This is a genomic window from Mesorhizobium sp. C395A, from assembly GCF_030323205.1.
Taxonomy (GTDB): domain Bacteria; phylum Pseudomonadota; class Alphaproteobacteria; order Rhizobiales; family Rhizobiaceae; genus Mesorhizobium.
The window spans coordinates 52,745-70,761 of sequence record NZ_CP100473.1 but is presented as its reverse complement, the minus strand read 5'-3'; the positions used below and the strand labels follow the sequence as shown (position 1 = coordinate 70,761).

The window sequence follows — 18,017 nt, the reverse complement described above, 5'->3', positions numbered from 1 at the left end:
CGCATCTACTCCGCAGCCTGAACCCGATTGGCCTGGATGACCGCCCGGATCTCGGACCGGCAGGAGCCGCAATTTGTGCCGGCCTTCAGGGCGCCGCCTATGGCTTCGACTGTCGCGCACCCGGCTGCCACTGCCGCCGCGATCTGGTTGACCCCGACGCTGAAACAGGAGCAGACGGTCGCGCCCGCATCGGGCCGATCGGCGCCGGCGCGACCGGCGACGATCCTGAAGCGTTCGCGCTGGCTGGTGTGAACCTCCTGGAGTTGCTGTGCCGCCCAACCCCGCGAAACCGCCACCGGTCCCGACGCGATAAACAAAGCCCCGGCGAGGTGCTGGTCGTCGAAGGCAGCAATACGATGCTGGCCGGTATCGCGGTCGTGATAAGCGAGCGTATCGGCTACGGGAACATCGAAAAGCGAACCAGCAAAACCGGCCCAGTCGATGTCGTCGTCAGCAAAGGCAAGCTCCACCCGCCAGCCGCCCTTGCATTTGGCCACGGCCCAGTAATCTGCTGCGACCGCCACCGGCTTGCGGCGCACCACGGCGAAGCCGAAGGCTCTCGCGGCGAACTTCTCGATGCGGGCGCCGACATGTTTCAGCGCAGGCTGACCGGAAACCGGATCGGTCAGAGGCGCGGTCAGCGTGTCGAGCCGGCCTTTTGCCGAAAACTGGTCAGTCCAGTGCATCGGCGCAAACACGCTGCCCTGGCGCTGGCGTGCCGTCACCAGCGCGCGCACCAGCACATCGCCGCGCGGGCTGGAGACGCGCACGATGTCGGCGTCGCCAATGCCGTGATGCGTGGCATCCGCCGGGTGGATCTCTACAAAGGGCTCGGCCATGTGCTGGGAGAGACGTGGGCTTTTCCCAGTGCGGGTCATCGTGTGCCAATGGTCGCGAACACGGCCGGTGTTGAGGATCAGCGGATAGTCCGGGCTGGTGTGTGTCTCGACGATGGGACGAATGGCGATGAAGCGGGCCTTGCGGTCGGGATTGTAGAAATTGCCGTTGGCGAAGAAGCGGGTGCTGGAAGGGTCAAGTCCCGCTTGAACACCCCCCTCTGTCCTGCCGGACATCTCCCCCGCAAGGGGGGAGATTGGCAGCTTTGACGCCGGCATATCTTCTGCATCGTTGGTAATTGGCGAAGGCCGAGGCGACGGCTGATCTCCCCCCTTGCGGGGGAGATGGCCGGCAGGCCAGAGGGGGGTGGCTGGGCTCGGCGCCGGCCATTGGAAAGGCTCAAGCGCTGCATAGGCCTCCTTATCAACACCAGCATAAGCGCCAATATCAAAATCCCGTGCGCCGTCATTCTCGAACCCGGACAGCGCGGCGTGTCCGGCGAAGATTTCCGCTGGCGACGAATAGGAAAACGCCTCGTCAAACCCCATCCGCTTGCCCACCTCGGCGACGATCAACCAATCCGGCCGCGCCTCACCGGGCACAGCAAGAAAGCTGCGCTGGCGCGAGATGCGGCGCTCTGAATTGGTCACGGTGCCGTCCTTCTCGCCCCATGCGGCGGCGGGCAGCCGCACATGGGCGTGGCGCATGGTGTCCGTGCTCGCCAGCACATCCGAAACCACGACGAACGGGCAAGCCTTGATCGCCCCCTCGACCGCATCGGCATCCGGCATCGAGTCGACCGGGTTGGTGGCCATGATCCACAATGCCTTGATGCGGCCGGCGGCCACCGCCTGAAACATCTCGACCGCCTTCAGACCGGGCTTTGGGGCGACGGCCGGCGCATTCCAGAAACGCTGCACGCGGTCGCGGTGCTCGGGGTTTTCGATCTCCATATGGGCGGCCAGCATATTGGCCATGCCGCCGACCTCGCGGCCGCCCATGGCGTTGGGCTGGCCGGTCACTGAAAACGGTCCTGCCCCAGGTTTGCCGATGCGGCCGGTGGCGAGATGGCAGTTGATGATGGCGTTGACCTTGTCAGTGCCCGAAGACGACTGGTTCACGCCTTGGCTGTAGACCGTCACTGTCTTTGCGGTGGTGGCAAACAGGCTATAGAAGCGGGCAAGCTCCTCTTCGCTCAAGCCGGTGGCGGCGGCAACGCCGGCAAGATCGAGTTTCGAGGCAGCGAAGAGCGCTTGCCCGAAGCCGGTCGTGTGGGCGGTGATGTAAGCGCGGTCGAGTGCGTTGTGCTGGCCGAGCCAGGCGAGCAGACCAGTGAACAAAGCAACGTCGCCATCCGGCGCGATCGCTAGGTGAATGTCGGCGATATCAGCGGTCATGGTGCGGCGAGGGTCGACCAGCACGACCTTCATCTCCGGTCGTTTTTCCCGGGCCGCCGCGATGCGCTGGAAGAGCACGGGATGGCACCAGGCGAGATTGGAGCCGACCAGCACGATCAGGTCGGCGAGCTCGAGATCCTCGTAGGTGCCGGGCACGGTGTCGGAGCCGAAGGCGCGGCGGTGGCCGGCAACCGAGGAGGCCATGCATAGCCGCGAATTGGTGTCGATGTTGGCCGAGCCGATGAAGCCCTTCATCAGCTTGTTGGCGACATAATAGTCTTCGGTCAGCAACTGGCCGGAGACATAGAAGGCGACGGAGTCCGGACCGTGCTCGGCGATGGTTTGCGAAAAGGTCGAAGCGACGAGATCGAGCGCTTCGTCCCAGCCGGCACGGCGGCCGCGGATTTCCGGGTAGAGTAGCCTGCCGTCGAGGTCGATGGTTTCGGCGAGGGCCGAGCCCTTGGAGCAGAGCCGGCCGAAGTTCGCTGGATGGTCGGGGTCGCCGCGGACGCTGACTTCACCGTCCGCGGCGACCTTCGCCAGCACGCCGCAACCCACTCCGCAATAGGGGCAGGTGGTCCTCACCTCGCGCGCTTCGCCAAGTTCCATGCTTCAGGCCGCGCGGCTGGCCAGCGCTTTCAGCGCAATGAACAGGTGCTCGCCCTCGATGCGCACAGGAATGGTGCGCACCGCGCCCTGGTCGGCGCCGAGCGCCTTGCCCGTCTCCAGCGAGATGACCCAATTGTGCAAGGGGCAGGTGACGGCGGTGCCATGGACGATGCCTTGGCTCAGCGGCCCACCCCTGTGCGGGCAATGGTCGTCGATGGCGTAGACCTGATCGTCCTGCGTGCGGAAGACGGCGATCTTACCCTCGGGTGTAGCGATACAGCGCGCGCCACGGCGCGGGATGTCGGAGAGTGAGCCGATCGATATCCAGTCCATTTTGATCACTCCGCCGCCTGCGCAAACCCGACCGAAGCCATCGGCCTGAACTCGTGCTTGTCCTTGCCGGAGACGCGTTCCGACCACGGGTCGACCTGGGCGAATTTCTGGCTGAAGACGAAGCGCTCGTAATAGGCCTTGCGCTTGGCGCCGTCGTCCATGATCTGGCGCTTGATCTCGGGGATGCCGATGCGCTTGACCCATTTGTAGATACGCTCGAGATAGCGGCCCTGCTCGCGATACATCTGCGTCAGCGCCACGATAAGCTCCAGCGCCTCGTCCTCGGTCTTGACCAGGCCAAGCACTTCGGTGCCCTTGATGTCGAGGCCGGCGGCGCCGGCGAAATGGATCTCGTAGCCACTGTCGACACAGATCACGCCCACATCCTTGCAGGTCGCCTCGGCGCAGTTGCGCGGACAGCCCGACACCGCCATTTTGACCTTGGCCGGCGTCCACGAGCCCCACATGAATTTCTCGATGCGAATGCCGAGGCCGGTCGAATCCTGCGTGCCGAAGCGGCACCAGTCGGAGCCGACACAGGTCTTCACCGTGCGCAGACCCTTGGCGTAGGCATGGCCAGAGACGAAGCCGGCCTGGCCGAGATCGGCCCAGACCGCCGGCAAATCCTCCTTGCGGATGCCGAGCATGTCGATGCGCTGGCCGCCGGTGACCTTGACCATCGGGATCTCGAACTTGTCGACGACGTCGGCGATGGCGCGCAGTTCGGCGGCGTTGGTGACGCCGCCCCACATGCGCGGCACCACCGAGTACGTGCCGTCCTTCTGGATGTTGGCGTGGACGCGCTCATTGATGAAGCGCGACTGGTAGTCGTCGGCATAATCGTTCGGCCAGTCGCAGACGAGGTAGTAGTTGAGCGCCGGTCGGCATTTGGCGCAGCCGCAGGACGTCGTCCATTCCAGCTCCTGCATGACGGCGGGAATGGTCTTCAGGCTTTTGGCGATGATCAGCCGGCGCACCTCGTCGTGACCGAGCGTGGTGCAGCCGCACATCGGTTGCACGGCGGCCGGGTTGTACTTGTCGCCGATGGTCAGCACCATCAGCTTCTCGACCAGCCCGGTGCACGAGCCGCAGGAAGCCGATGCCTTGGTGTGCGCGCGCACGTCGTCGAGCGAAGCCAGGCCCTTGGCCGTGATCGCGCCGGTGATCTTTCCCTTGCAAACGCCGTTGCAGCCGCAGATTTCCGCATCATCCGGCAAGGCTGCAACGGCCGCCATAGGGTCCAGCGGGGCACCTCCCTGGTAGGACTGGCCGAAGATGAGCGTGTCGCGCATCTCCGATATGTCGGTCTGCTTCTTCTTGAGGTCGTTGAACCAGGCGCCGTCAGCCGTCTCGCCATAAAGCACGGTGCCGATGATGCGGTCGTCTTTCAGGACAAGGCGCTTGTAGACGCCGGCGGCGGCATCGCGCAGCACGATCTCCTGGCGGTCCTCGCCTTCGGCGAAGTCGCCAAGCGAGAACAGGTCGATGCCGGTGACCTTGAGCTTGGTCGGCGTGTCCATGTGGACGAAGGCCGCTGCCTCGTTGCCGGCCAACTGGTTCGCGGCAACGCGCGCCATCTCGTAGAGCGGCGCGACTAGCCCGTAGACCTGGCCGTAGACCTCGGCGCATTCGCCGAGCGCGTAGATGTCGGGGTCGTTGCTGCGCATGCCGGCATCGACGACAATACCACGATTGACGGCTATGCCGGCCTCCCTGGCCAGCGCCGCATTCGGCCGGATGCCGACCGCCATCACCACCAGCGTTGCCGGGATAATAGTGCCGTCGGCAAGCTCCACCTGCCCGACCTTGCCGTTGCCGGTGATCGCCTGGGTGTTGGCCTTGGTGATGACCTTGATGCCGCGCTGTTCCACCGCGCGCTGCAGGAGATAGCCGGCGGCTGGATCGAGCTGACGCTCCATCAATGTCGGCATGACATGCAGCACGGTGACGTCCATGCCTTGGGCGTTCAAACCTGCTGCCGCCTCCAGCCCGAGCAGGCCGCCGCCGATGACCACGGCCTTGGCCCGCGACTGGGCGGCAAGCATCATGGCCTGAACATCGTCGAGGTCGCGATAGGTCAGCACGCCCGGCAGATCGTGACCGGGCACCGGAATGATGAAAGGCACCGATCCGGTGGCGATGACGAGCTTGTCGTAAGGCTCGGTGACGCCGTGATCGGAGGTGACGGTCTTGGCCGCCCGGTCGATGGCGACGATCTTGTGACCCTTGTAGAGGGTGATGTTGTTGGCGATGTACCAGCCGTCGCCGTGGATGATGATTTCCTCATAGGCCTTTTCGCCGGAGAGAACCGGCGACAGCATGATGCGGTCGTAGTTCACCCGCGGCTCGGCGTTGAAGATGGTCACGGTGTAGCGGCCCGGCGCCTGTTCGAGCAGATGCTCCAGCATGCGCCCAGGGGCCATGCCGTTGCCGATGATGACGAGTTTTTCGGTCATGGCGTTACTCCGCGGCTTCGACGAAGCGGTGGCGTTCATAGAGGAACTTCAGCACCGCTTCGCGGCAGCGCAGGAAGGTGCGGTCGGAAGAGAGTTCGACGCGTCGACGCGGCCGCAGCAGCGGCACCGCAAGCACCTCGCCGATGGTTGCCGCCGGACCGTTGGTCATCATGACGATGCGGTCGGACAACAGCACCGCCTCGTCGACATCGTGGGTGATCATGATCGTCGTCGAGCCGAGCCTGGAATGGATGTCCATAACCGCATCCTGCAGATGGGCGCGCGTCAGCGCGTCGAGTGCCCCGAACGGCTCGTCGAGCAACAGGATCTTCGGCTCCATGGCAAGCGCCCGGGCAATGCCGACGCGCTGCTTCATGCCGCCCGATATTTCGGCCGGCCGCTTGTCCTTGGCATGGGCCATCTGCACGAGATCGAGATTGCGCATGATCCAGTCATGTCGCTCGGTCCTGCTCTTGGAACGGCCAAAGACTTTCGACACCGCCAGGCTGATGTTTTCGTAGACGGTGAGCCATGGCAGCAGGCTGTGGTTCTGGAACACCACGGCGCGCTCGGGTCCGGGGCTGTCGACCTCCTTGTTTTCAAGCAGCACGGCGCCGGCGGAAACCTTGGTCAGCCCGGCGATCAGATTGAGCAAGGTCGACTTGCCACAGCCGGAATGGCCGATGATGGAGACGAATTCGCCCTTGTCGATGGTCAGCCTGATGTCCTTGAGCACCTCGCTGACCTGACCGCCGCGGGCAAAGGATTTGTCGATATGGTCGAGCTTCAGATAGGCCGTCATCGCCCTCTCCTCACTTTGCCGTTGTGCCGCGGGTGACGAAAGCGCCGACCGCAGCGACCAGGCGGTCGAGGCAGAAGCCGGTGACGCCGATATAGGCGAGCGCGACGATGATGTCGGGCAGCCGCGACGAGTTCCAGGCGTCCCAGATGAAGAAGCCGATGCCGACGCCGCCGGTCAGCATTTCGGCGGCGACGATGGCGAGCCAGGACAGGCCGATGCCGATTCTGAGGCCGGTGAAGATGTAGGGTGCGGCGGCCGGAACCATGATCTTGACGAAGAATTCGAACTGGTTGAGCCGCAAGATGCGCGAGACGTTGCGGTAGTCTTCCGGAATGTTTCGCACGCCGACGGCGGTGTTGATGATGATCGGCCAGATCGAGGTGATGAAGATAACGAACAGCGCCGACGGGCTGGAATCGCGGAAAGCAGCCAGCGACAGCGGCAACCAGGCCAGCGGCGGCACGGTGCGCAGTATCTGGAACACCGGATCGAGGCCACGCATGGCCCAGATCGACTGGCCGACCAGGGCGCCGAGCGCGACGCCGACGATCGCCGCCAGGCCGAAGCCGATGGCGACGCGCTGCAGAGAGATCAGCACCCGCCACGCAAGGCCGATATCCTGCGGGCCGTTGTTGAAGAACGGATGCGCGATCAGGTCATAGGCCTCGTTCCACACCTGGCTGGGCGGCGGTAGGCTGGCGGTCGGCGACGAGCAGGCGATCTGCCACACGACCAGCATGAAGGCGATAACGATGACCGGCGGCACCAGGGCGGTGGCCAGCCTGCCGGCGATCGCGATCGGGTCGAAGCGGCGCCGCGCTTTGGCGGTGAAAGCGATGACCGCGGCAGGCTTCGCGGGGAACGCCTTCACCGTGGTTTCCTCAATGGCTTGGATGGACATGTCTGACAATAACTCCGGGGTCGATGCGGGCGACAACGGCGAAGCGCCGTTGCGCTGGGGCGACAAACGGCGCAACGCACCGTTTGCGCTGGTCAAGCCGATGCCTTGATCTTCAGGCTGTCGAGATAGGCCGACGGGTTGGCCGGGTCGAAAATCTTGCCGTCGAAGAAGGTCTCGACGCCGCGCGACGACGAGGCCGGAATATCGGCTGCGGCAACGCCGAGATCCTTCGCCGCCTCGCGCCAGATATCCTCGCGATTGACCTGATCGACCAGCGTCTTGATGTCGGTGGTCGGCGCGAATTTTCCCCAACGGATGTTTTCGGCGAGGAACCAGCTGTCGTGGCTCTTGTAGGGATAGGAGACGCCACCCTTCCAGAATTTCATGTAGAGGTCAGTGCCGGTGGCCACGCGGCCATTGCCGTAGTTGATGTCGCCCTTGAGGCGGCCGATAATGTCGGCGACAGGCACGTTCATCCATTGCCGCTTGCCGATGATGGCGGCCATCTCGTCCTTGTTCTCCGTGGCCTCGCACCATTGCTGGGCCTCCATGACGGCCATCACGATCGCCTTGGTGGCGTTCGGGTATTTGTCGATGAATTCGGCGCGCAGGCCGAGCGCCTTTTCGGGATGACCCTTCCACAGTTCGCCGGTGGTGGCGGCGGTGAAACCAACGCCTTGGTGGACGAGCTGTTCATTCCACGGTTCGCCAACGCAGAACACGTCCATGTTGCCGACTTTCATGTTGGCGACCATCTGCGGCGGCGGCACGACGATGGTCGAGACGTCCTTGTCGGGATCGATGCCGCCGGCGGCCAGCCAATAGCGCAGCCACAAATCATGCGTGCCGCCCGGGAATGTCATGGCGGCCTTGATTTCCTTGCCAGCCGCCTTCTTGGCGGCGAAGGCGTCCTTCAGCTTGGAGGCGTCGAGACCGACACCGGTGCCGGCGTATTCCTGCGCAACCGAAATGCCCTGGCAGTCGTAGTTGAGCCGCGCCACGATAGCCATCGGCATCGGCTGGTTGTTCTGCGTCACCTTGCCGATGTGCATGAGATAGGGCAGCGGCGTCAGGATGTGAGCGCCGTCGATGCCGTTGGCTTCGCCGCCGAGCATCAGATTGTCGCGCGTCGCGCCCCAGGAGGCCTGCTTGAGCACCTCGACGTCGGGCATGCCGAACTTGGCGAACAGCCCCTTCTCCTTGGCGATCATCAGCGGCGCCGCGTCGGTCAGCGCGATGAAGCCGAGCTTGGCGCCGGTGACCTCCGGAGCGGTCGTGGCGGCATAGGCGCCCGAGGGGAAGAGCTTGCGGGCCGCCACGAACAGGCCGGCCGTCATGGCGCTGCTGACAAGAAAATCGCGGCGCGTCACATCCTTGAGCGATGTTCCCGTCCCGATCCATTTCCCTATTTTTTCTTTCATCGTGATCTCCGGTTGAACGCGAGGGCTTCGTCGAGTGGCCCAAAACAAAAAAGCCGCCGTCCAGGCCTCGCGCGTCCGTACATCCGGGATCGCGTCGTTGTCCTGAGCGGCAGCTTTGCCTGTGCGCCCGCCATTGGACGCCTGTTCCGTGACCCGCGAAGGGCCTGACTAATTCAAAGCAGGAACCGTGCCAGTTTTGGGTGAAACGAAAAACCTAAATGAAATCAACATTACGCGCCAGATGCCGGCACGCGAGGCGACATCGCAAGCAGATCAAAGATTGTTCACTACAGCAATCGCACGCACATTTTTTGTGCAATGCACAAGAATGGCGCGAGAATGATCAGGCTTCCGCGCGAGCCGCTTTCTGGCGCCCTATGTAGCCGTCGATCTCGTCGGGGTCGAAGGTCTGACCGTCGAAGAAGCCGTCCGGCCCAAGCACCAGGCCTGCCCCGGTCGCACCGACAGCCGTGGCGACCTTAAGCGCGCCCTCGACCTTCGCATTGGCGCCGGGAAGTGCAACGCCAAGCGGCTTTAGCGCCGAGCGGTAGAGGTCGGGACGGTAGCAGTCACGGGCGATAACAAGGTTTTCCGGCGTGTGCTCGACATGCCCCCAGCGCACCATCTGCGTATAGAACCACAGCGCATGGCTCTTCCACGGAAAGTTCGCCGCCTTGTCGAAGGGCAGGAAGAAGTCGTCGACATCCAGTTCGGCGCCGCCGCCCAGTTCAAGATGGCCGGTCAGGATCGGCATCTGGACAGCTGGTGGCAGGCCGAGGAAGCCAGCTTGAGCCATCACACCAGCCAGTTCGGCGTGGTTGCCCCGATCCTGGCACCAGCGCGCCGAATGATGCAGTGCGCGCAGCAATGCTGCCAGCGCGACCGGGTTCTCCTGCGACCAGGCCTTGCGCACGCCGATCACCTTCTCCGGACTGTTGCGCCACAGCAGCGCCTTGACGGTGACGATATGGCCGGTGCCGGCGGCGACCGAGGCGCTGTTCCAGGGCTCGCCGACGCAGTAGCCGTCGATCCGCCCAGCGGCCAGCGCATCGGCCATGAAGGGCGGCGGCACGATGACGATCTCGATCTCGCGCTCCGGATCGATGCCGCATCCGGCAAGCCAGTAGCGCAGTTCGTAATTATGCCCCGAATGCGGGTGCACCACGGCAAAGCGCAGCGGATCGCCGCCAGCCCCGGCGCGCTCGCGAATGAAGGCACGAAGGGCTGCGCCCGCGCGCGCGGGCTCGAGATCGGGTATGGCGCCGTGTGCCGCCATGCCTTCCCAGACGGCGTTGGAGATGGTGACGCAATTGCCGCCAAGCCCGAGCGAAAACGGCACGATGGTCTCGGAAGCAAGCGGCGTCAGCCCGAGATTGCAGGCGAGCGGCATCGGCCCCAGCATGTGCGCCAGGTGGAAATGGCCGATGGCGATGCGGTCACGGATGTTGGCCCAGGAGGTCTCGCGGTGCAGTGTGAGATCGATGCCCTCGCGCGCGGCAAATCCAAGCTCACCCGCCGCAACCAGCACGGCACTGTCGAAGAGCGGCATGAAGCCGGCGGTGATCTGGTGCTCGGCGCTCATGCTCATTCGTCCTCCGACGGCCCGAGCAGCCCGGCGGCAGTCACCAGGCTCTGGGCAATGTCGCCGATCTTGCGGTTCTGGTTCATCGCCGTCTTGCGCAGCAGCGTGTAGGCGGCCTCTTCGGTCAGGCCGCGCGACTTCATCAGGATGCCCTTGGCACGGTCGATCACCTTGCGGCTCTCAAGCTCCCCTCGAACCTCTTCCAGCTCGCGCGCCATGCGCGAGAAAGCGTTGAAGCGGCTGACCGCCATGTCCAGGATCGGCTTGACGCGCTCTTGCCTGAGGCCGTCGACGACATAGGCCGAAACGCCGGCATCGACCGCCGCTTCGATCGATGCCTGGTCCGATCGGTCGACGAACATGGCGATCGGCCGCTTCACCGCACGCGACAGCTGGAACATGTTTTCCAGCATGTCGCGGTTCGGGTTTTCCAGGTCGATGACGATGACGTCCGGCTCGATCTCGGCGATTCGCCGCGCAATGCCGGTCACGTCGTGGATGACGGTGACCCGCTCATGGCCGGCCTCGCGCAAACCTGCCTCAATGATCGCGGCGCGGATACGGTTTTCGTCGATGACCAGGACGGCGAGTGAGCTGCGGACCATGCGTGCATTGTGGGCAAGGTCGCAAAATTGTGCAATGCGGCATGGTCACAGGCTCCCGCCGCGGAGCAAACCCCGACCGACAACGACCCGGTCTAGGTGGTCGGGACAAGGAATGCAGCGCAACGCTGGCACTGGTGATGACAGCCTTGCCGGTCGCCTGGTGCCCTACCCTACGGTCTAGGTGCGATGAGACTTGCACCGCAACATCGGCTTGTTAAAGGTGGGGGCAACGACGGACATAGCTGTCCTTGCTCGCCGATCTGACCGGAAGGTTACCGCACGATGCTGCTCATGAAACGACGATTAGGGGCCAGGGAGCCGGCGCGCCCAGCACGGCGTCCCGGGAACCTGACGGCGATGTTCGTCCTGATAGCCGGGCCGCTCGTCCTTGGCATCGCCCTCCTGTTGGCTGGTCCCGCACAGGCCCAGGCACCGGCCGCCGTCACGCCCGACAAGGTCAAACAGCTGTTCGAGCTTCTCGACGATCCATCGGTGAAGGCCTGGGTGGCCGAGCAACGAAATCCGGCCGCTGGTTCAACGGAAGCGCCTGCTGCGGCTAGCACTCCGCGGGCCGACGCCGCGGCCGCACCGGGCCAGATGAATACAATGGCATCCTCGACGCTCGATCGGATCAAGCATCACATCGAGAAAATCGTGCGAACCGTGCCCACACTGCCGGGCCAGTTCGCGCGCGTCCGAGCCCAGACAATGGACGATATGTCCAGCAAGGGCTCCGTCAGCATATTGTTGCTGATTGCGATCTTTATCGCTGCCGGCCTGGCGCTCACCTGGGCAATATACAAGCTCACCCGTCCATTTCGTCTTTGGATCATCGCGCAACCCAGAGATACGCCCATCGGGCGGGCCAAGAAGATCGGCGGCCGCACGCTTTATTCCAGCATGATGATCGGCTCGTTCGCATTGGGCAGCGCCGGCGCGTTCATGCTGTTCGACTGGCCAGCGCTCATCCGCGAGATTGTGCTGACATTTCTGATGGCTGCGGTCTTTACGTGGGCTGTGCGCCTATACGTGATGGCCACGCTCGTCCCTTCTTTCATGGAGGTCGAGCACGCCATCGAGGTTCGTGCCCTGCCGATCACCAACGGAGCTGCTGACCATTGGGCTTATTGGCTGCCCCGGATCGTCGGCGTTTTCGCCTTCTTCGCCGCCGCGTTTGTCCTCTTGCCGGGTCTCGGCATAGACCAGGACGGAATGATGGTCCTGTCGGTGTGCGCCGATTTCATCCTGCTGTTGCTCTTCCTGCTGGCCATTTGGCGTCGGCCAAGAACGCAGCGAGACGGCGCGCGCCACAGCGGTCACACGGCAGTGACATGGTTGTTGACGGCTTACTTCGTCGTTCTGTTCCTCGAACGCATTGCCGGCCTCTACACATTCTTCTGGTTTACCTTCACCGCATTCTTCCTGCCTTTGGCAATTGTGCTGACAGAGCGCGGGGTTAATTTCGTCCTGCGGCCCGGTTCGGAAGATGCCGGCCGGCCGACGATCCCGGCGGTGACGATCGCTGTCATCGATCGCGGTATCCGGATGATTTTCATCCTCGCGGCGGCTTACCTTCTCGCACGCGTACTGGGCCTGGACATGCAATCCATGCGCGGCAGCGATACGACCACCATGCTCATATTGCGCGGCTTGATCAACGTCGTGGTCATTGCCCTTGCTGCCGATTTCGGCTGGTCGATCATCAAAGCCTTGATCGAACGAAAGCTGGGCGTCGCGATACCGCAAGCGGTGGTGAGCGAAGAAGACATCCTCACCCTCGATCCGCATCAGGCGCGGCTGCACACGCTGTTGCCGATCATCCAGAACATTCTGCTAGCAGTGATCATCGTGATGGCGGTGCTGATGATGCTCGCTTCGATCGGCATCCAGATCGGCCCGCTGATCGCCGGCGCCGGCGTCGTCGGCGTCGCCGTGGGTTTTGGCGCGCAAACCATCGTCAAGGACGTGATTTCTGGCGTGTTTTATCTGCTCGACGATGCTTTCCGTGTCGGCGAATACATTTCATCGGGCAGCTACAGGGGTACGGTGGAGAGCTTTTCGCTGCGCTCGGTGAAGCTGCGCCACCATCGTGGTCCGCTGTTCACGATACCTTTCGGCGAACTCGGCGCCGTGCAGAACCAGAGCCGTGACTGGGTCACCGACAAATTCAACATCACCGTTGGCTATGACACCGATATCGACTTTGCTCGCAAACTGATCAAGCGAATTGGCCTGGAACTGGCGGAAGATCCGGAGTTCAAACACTGGGTGATCGAACCGATCAAGATGCAGGGGGTGCAGGAGTTCGGCGAGTACGGCATCGTCTTGAGGGTCAAGGTCACGACCAGACCTGGAGGCGCCTTCAGCATGAAAGGCAGGTTCTTTTTGCGCCTCCGCCAGGCCTTCAAGGAGCAGGGCATCGAGCTCCCATTCCCGACCGTCCACGTCCAGGGGCTGCAAGACCCGCATGGGACAGAGAATGCGCGTTTGGAGGTCACACCTGAATTACGAATGGCCGTCGCCCAGTCGCACACCAATCGGCGCAGAAAAAAAGCCGGCACAACGGAGTAGGACGCTGTGATACCCGCCGGTCGCAACACGGCTTTCCGCGCAAAGCCTGGACCCGCGACACCACGCTAGTCGAGCTGCCGATAGCGACGACCTGATCGCCGCCAACCAGCACCAGCGTGGCGTTCTGAGGCCAAGCTTGACGAAAAGAGCAGATATGCTGGCCTTTCCGCGAGGCTCAGAGCGCAATCCAGGCGGTCTTGAGGTCGACAAATTTCTCCAGCGCATGCAGCGACTTGTCACGGCCGAAACCGGACTGTTTGACGCCGCCAAGCGGCACGGTGATATCGGCTCCGCCATAGGTGTTGACGTGGACGACACCGGCGTTGATGGCGCGCACCATGCGATGGGCCGTGGAAAGATTGGCGGTCCACACCGCCGAGGCAAGTCCGTAGACAGTGGAGTTGGCCAGATGCACCGCCTCCTCCTCGGTCTCGAAGCGCATCACGCCGAGCACCGGTCCGAACACCTCCTCGCGCGCCAACTGCATCTCTTGCGTCACGTTCTCGAAGATCGTCGGCGCCATGTAGCTGCCGCCGGTCTCGGTCAGTATCCGTTCGCCACCGGCGACGAGACGGGCGCCTTCGGCTTGCGCCATGGCGACGAAGCCGAGATTCTTGTCCAGCTGTTCGGCGCTCGATACCGCACCGATATCGCTGGCGAGATCGAGCGGGTCGCCGACCTTGAGCCGCGTGGTTGCCGAGACAAGTTCGTCCATGAAAAGATCATAGACCGACGACTGGACGAGCAGACGCGAGCCCGCCACGCAGACCTGGCCTGAATTGCGAAAGATGCCGTTAGCCGAGACGACCGCCGCCTGCTTCAGGTCCGGAGCGTCGGCAAAGACGATGTTGGGCGACTTGCCGCCAAGCTCGAGGAAGACCCGCTTCAAATTGGAACGGGCGGAGTATTCGAGCAGCCGCCGGCCGACCGGCCCCGATCCGGTAAAGGCGATGGCGTCGACATCCATATGGAGGCCAAGCGCTTCGCCGGCGACAGCACCATGACCGGTAACGACGTTGAACACGCCTTCGGGAAGTCCAGCCTCGCTTGCGAGTTCGGCCAGCCGCAGCAAGGTCAGCGAGGCGATCTCCGGCGGCTTGACGACGACGCTGTTGCCGGTGGCCAGTGCGGGCGCAATCTTCCAGGCACCGATCATCAGCGGGAAGTTCCACGGCACGATGACGCCGACGACACCGAGTGGCTCCCTGTGGATCAGCCCGAGCACATTGTCGGCCGTCGGCGCGATCTCGCCATAGACCTTGTCGATCGCCTCGGCGTAGTAGCGGATGGTGCCGGCCGCCGACAGCGGCTCGGCCTTGTAGGCCATGCCGATCTCGGTGCCGTTGTCGCGCACGCCAAGCACGGCCAGCTCATCGACATGTTTTTCGATCAGCTCGGCAAATTTCGTCAGCACCTTCTTGCGAAAGGCAGGGGCGGCGCGCGACCATGAACCCTTCTCGAATGCTTTTCGCGCCGATCGGACCGCGCGATCGATGTCAGCGGCATTGCCGTCAGCGATGCTGGCAAAAGGGCGGCCGTCGATCGGCGAAATCACCGCCAGCGTCGCGCCGCTCGTCGCTACGGCCTGTACGCCGTCGATAAACAAGCCCCGCTCGCCGATCTCCGTCTTGCGCAGCGCGTCGATGGCATTCTGGCTGATCATTGGTGGCGGACTCCCAGGGAAACATACAACGTGGTTGGCGCGCGGAATTCCCAGCCGCGAAACACCGGCACCTTGCCTGGCACCAAGCTGAGATCGGGGAAGCGCAGGAGCAGCAGCCTTAACGCAAGGCACATCTGCTCGCGCGCGAAAAACCGGCCCGAACAGAAATGATGACCAAAGCCGAAGGCGGCATGATTGCCTTCCCTGCGGTTGATGTCGAAGCGGTCTGGATCGGCAAAGCGGCTCTCGTCGCGGCTTGCCGAGGAGACAAGTGCAGCGACCGCGGCGCCGGCAGGGATGGTTACGCCGCCAAGCTCGACCGCCTGCGTCGTCTGCCGCGTCTGGGTTCCGATCGGCGCCACCCAGCGCAAGCCTTCATCGACAGCCCTGGGCACAAAGGTCTCGGGATCGGCGAGCACCTGCCGCAATTGTTCGGGATGCGCAAGCAGGCCGGCGAGGATCGAACCGGCACCATGTCCGGGCTCCTGCATGCCGCCAAGCAGAATGACCTTGATGCTCGGCATCAAGAAATCGATCGGCCGCGTCGTGCCTTCCGGCATGCCGTCATGCAGCATATGCGACAGCGCCGAGCCGTCGGGGGCGCGCGCAAGTCTATCCAGAGTCGGCCGGATGGCTGCGCCGACCTCGGCGCTGATCGCGTCGGCGATCTCTTGCCGCTTCGGGTCGTTCTCGAAATTGATGGCGCCCTGCGCAAGGCCATAGAACCAGCGGCGCAGCGTCGGCATGTCGATGTCGGCAAGGCCAAGCGAGCGCGCCAGGCTGAGCGTCGACACCGGCTCGAAATAATCCGCCATCAGCTCGGCGGAGCCTTGTTCGGCGATCCGGTCGAGAAAAGGTTCGGCAATCGACCGTACGAGATCGCCGGCATAGGCGGCGACGGTGCGCGGCCGGTATTTCGGATCGACGCCTTGGCGCAGCTGTCTATGCGTTTCGCCGTCGGTGGTCATGATGGTCGGCTTGCCGAACGAGCGTTCGACCGGAGACGTACCGACGACGGCGGAGAAGATGTCGGGTGACTTTGCGACGGTCTCGACGTCCTTCCAGCGGGTGACGAACCAGAGATTGACCGCCGGCACGAAAGCGACAGGCGCGCTGCGCCGCAGTTTCGCATAGATCGGATACGGATCGGCTTCCAGCGCCTCAACGGTGATGCTCTCGGCAAAGCTCAACGCCGTTACTCCCTTGCGATGGAAAGGGGCGGCGCCGAACGCGCTACCCCCTTGTCCTTTGTCCTAGTCCTTCAGCGGCACGCCGAGATTTTCGAAGGCAACCGGATCCCGGCTCTTCAACGCACCGGCAAGCAGCAGGCCGACCACCGCGGCAATCAGCACCAACCCCGGCAGCAACGCGCCGAGGAAGCCGCTGGCGCCCGACAGGCCACCGAAATTAATGACGATCAGGTAGATGATGACGACGAAAGCGATGAAGGCCAGCCCAGGCAGGATGGTGGTCTTCAGCGCATTCTCCTGCGTCGACGGGTTGGCGCGGAAGTACATCACCACGGCGAGCGAGGCCACCGCCATCATGACGATGACTCCCAGCGTCGCGACATTGGTCAGCCAGGAAAACAGCGCCAGAACCGGATCGAGGCCGAGTATCGCGAACAGTCCGATGACGATCGCTGCCAACACGCTCTGGATGACGGAAGCGACATGCGGGCTCTGGTGCACTGAATGCGTCACGCCGATCGCTTCAGGCAACAGCTTCTCGCGGCCCGAGACGTAGATGTAGCGGGCAACCGCGTTGTGGAACGCCAGCACGCCGGCAAACAGGCTCGACACGAACAGGATGCCCATGGCGTGCGACAGCATGGTTCCGGCGTAGCGGTCGGACAGGCCGAACAGGAAAGTCGTCGGATCCTGAAGCGCCTGCAGTGCCGGCAACAATTTGTCGACGCCGGCGCCGACCGCCATCAGCCAGGCCGTGACCATGTAGAAGACGCCGATCAGCAGCACGGAGAAATAGGTGGCGCGCGGAATGGTCACCTTGGGGTCGCGGGCTTCCTCGGCGTAGATCGTCGTCGCCTCGAAACCGATGAAGGCGGCGAAACAGAACAGGATGGCGATGGCGGGCGAGCCGCTGACGATCTGGCTCCAGCTGAACGGCGCCGCCGAGAGGCCGCTGTCGCCACCGGTCTTGAGGATGGCGAGGTCTAACACCAGCACCACGATGTATTCGCACAGCACCAGCACCGTCAGGATCTTGGCCGAGAGGTCGACCTGGCGGTAGCCCAACACCGCGACGATGGCAACGGCGATGAAGCTCCACACCCACCAGGGCAGGTCGATGCCCCAGCCGGCGAACAGGCCGGCGGTCGCGGCCCCCAGCAGGCCCATGACCCCGATCTGCATGGCGTTGTAGGACAGGATCGCGATGATTGCGGTTGCGCCGCCGGCAAAACCGCCGAGCCCGCGCGCGGCATAGGCATAGAAGGCGCCGGCATTGCCGACATGGCGCGACATGGCGACGTAGCCGACCGCAAACAGCAGCAGCAACACGGTCACGATAAGATAGGTTCCGGCAAAGCCCGCCCCATTGCCCATAAGCATGCCGAGCGGCGTGCCGCCGGCGACCGCGGTGAGCGGCGCCGCCGCCGAAATCACCATGAAGGTGATAGCGCCGACGCCAAGACTGTTCTTGCGCAGCCTGTTGGCGGGCGCCTGTTCCGAAACTGCTGACATTTGTCCCTCCAGTTTTACGAACCCGTGGGTTCGCGGCCGCTCGGCCTGCTCCCTGAATGCCATCGGTTCATTATTTGAACCCTTATTTTGAATATAGACTTGCAAAGAATGCGGATGCCTGTCAAGTTAATTCACACA

At 63.5% G+C, this 18,017-nt stretch carries 12 protein-coding genes; 1 reads left to right on the top strand and 11 read right to left on the bottom strand.

What is annotated here, in order from left to right:
• Positions 1-5: 5 nt before the first annotated feature.
• The 8 genes from NLY37_RS00315 to NLY37_RS00280 all read right to left on the bottom strand — a co-directional run bounded on the left by NLY37_RS00315 (position 6) and on the right by NLY37_RS00280 (position 10,943).
• The gene (locus NLY37_RS00315; RefSeq protein WP_023740574.1) at positions 6-2,843 is read right to left on the bottom strand and encodes a nitrate reductase; all 2,838 of its coding nucleotides are present in this window, start codon (positions 2,841-2,843) and stop codon (positions 6-8) included.
• A gap of 3 nt (positions 2,844-2,846) precedes the next feature.
• Positions 2,847-3,176, bottom strand: coding sequence for a nitrite reductase small subunit NirD (nirD, locus tag NLY37_RS00310; RefSeq protein ID WP_023740573.1), 330 nt, complete (start codon positions 3,174-3,176; stop codon positions 2,847-2,849).
• Positions 3,177-3,181: 5 nt separating this feature from the next.
• Positions 3,182-5,632: a nitrite reductase large subunit NirB gene (gene nirB / locus NLY37_RS00305; protein WP_023740572.1), complete on the bottom strand. Its 2,451-nt coding sequence runs from the start codon at positions 5,630-5,632 to the stop codon at positions 3,182-3,184.
• A gap of 4 nt (positions 5,633-5,636) precedes the next feature.
• Complete coding sequence (locus NLY37_RS00300) at positions 5,637-6,434, bottom strand: ABC transporter ATP-binding protein (protein WP_023667847.1); 798 nt, start codon at positions 6,432-6,434, stop codon at positions 5,637-5,639.
• A 10-nt stretch (positions 6,435-6,444) separates the two neighbouring features.
• Entirely contained in the window at positions 6,445-7,335 is an 891-nt protein-coding gene (gene ntrB / locus NLY37_RS00295) for a nitrate ABC transporter permease (RefSeq protein ID WP_023682697.1), read from the bottom strand.
• Positions 7,336-7,427: 92 nt separating this feature from the next.
• Complete coding sequence (locus NLY37_RS00290; protein WP_031196724.1) at positions 7,428-8,756, bottom strand: CmpA/NrtA family ABC transporter substrate-binding protein; 1,329 nt, start codon at positions 8,754-8,756, stop codon at positions 7,428-7,430.
• A 343-nt stretch (positions 8,757-9,099) separates the two neighbouring features.
• Entirely contained in the window at positions 9,100-10,338 is a 1,239-nt protein-coding gene (locus NLY37_RS00285) for a CmpA/NrtA family ABC transporter substrate-binding protein (protein ID WP_031245870.1), read from the bottom strand.
• A gap of 2 nt (positions 10,339-10,340) precedes the next feature.
• A complete protein-coding gene (locus NLY37_RS00280) occupies positions 10,341-10,943 on the bottom strand; it encodes an ANTAR domain-containing response regulator (protein WP_023667842.1) in 603 nt (200 codons plus the stop codon).
• A 282-nt stretch (positions 10,944-11,225) separates the two neighbouring features.
• On the opposite strand from NLY37_RS00280, the gene NLY37_RS00275 reads away from it, so the two are divergent.
• On the top strand, positions 11,226-13,514 hold the full coding sequence (locus NLY37_RS00275; protein ID WP_245270684.1) for a mechanosensitive ion channel family protein: 2,289 nt from the start codon (positions 11,226-11,228) through the stop codon (positions 13,512-13,514).
• A gap of 175 nt (positions 13,515-13,689) precedes the next feature.
• On the opposite strand, the gene NLY37_RS00270 is transcribed toward NLY37_RS00275, so the two are convergent.
• The 3 genes from NLY37_RS00270 to NLY37_RS00260 form a co-directional block, all read right to left on the bottom strand.
• A complete protein-coding gene (locus NLY37_RS00270) occupies positions 13,690-15,177 on the bottom strand; it encodes an aldehyde dehydrogenase (RefSeq protein WP_023695216.1) in 1,488 nt (495 codons plus the stop codon).
• A complete protein-coding gene (locus NLY37_RS00265) occupies positions 15,174-16,367 on the bottom strand; it encodes a cytochrome P450 (protein ID WP_023740569.1) in 1,194 nt (397 codons plus the stop codon). The genes NLY37_RS00270 and NLY37_RS00265 overlap by 4 nt, the downstream gene beginning before the upstream one ends.
• A gap of 63 nt (positions 16,368-16,430) precedes the next feature.
• A complete protein-coding gene (locus NLY37_RS00260; protein WP_023726270.1) occupies positions 16,431-17,879 on the bottom strand; it encodes an APC family permease in 1,449 nt (482 codons plus the stop codon).
• Between the last annotated feature and the right edge of the window lie 138 nt (positions 17,880-18,017).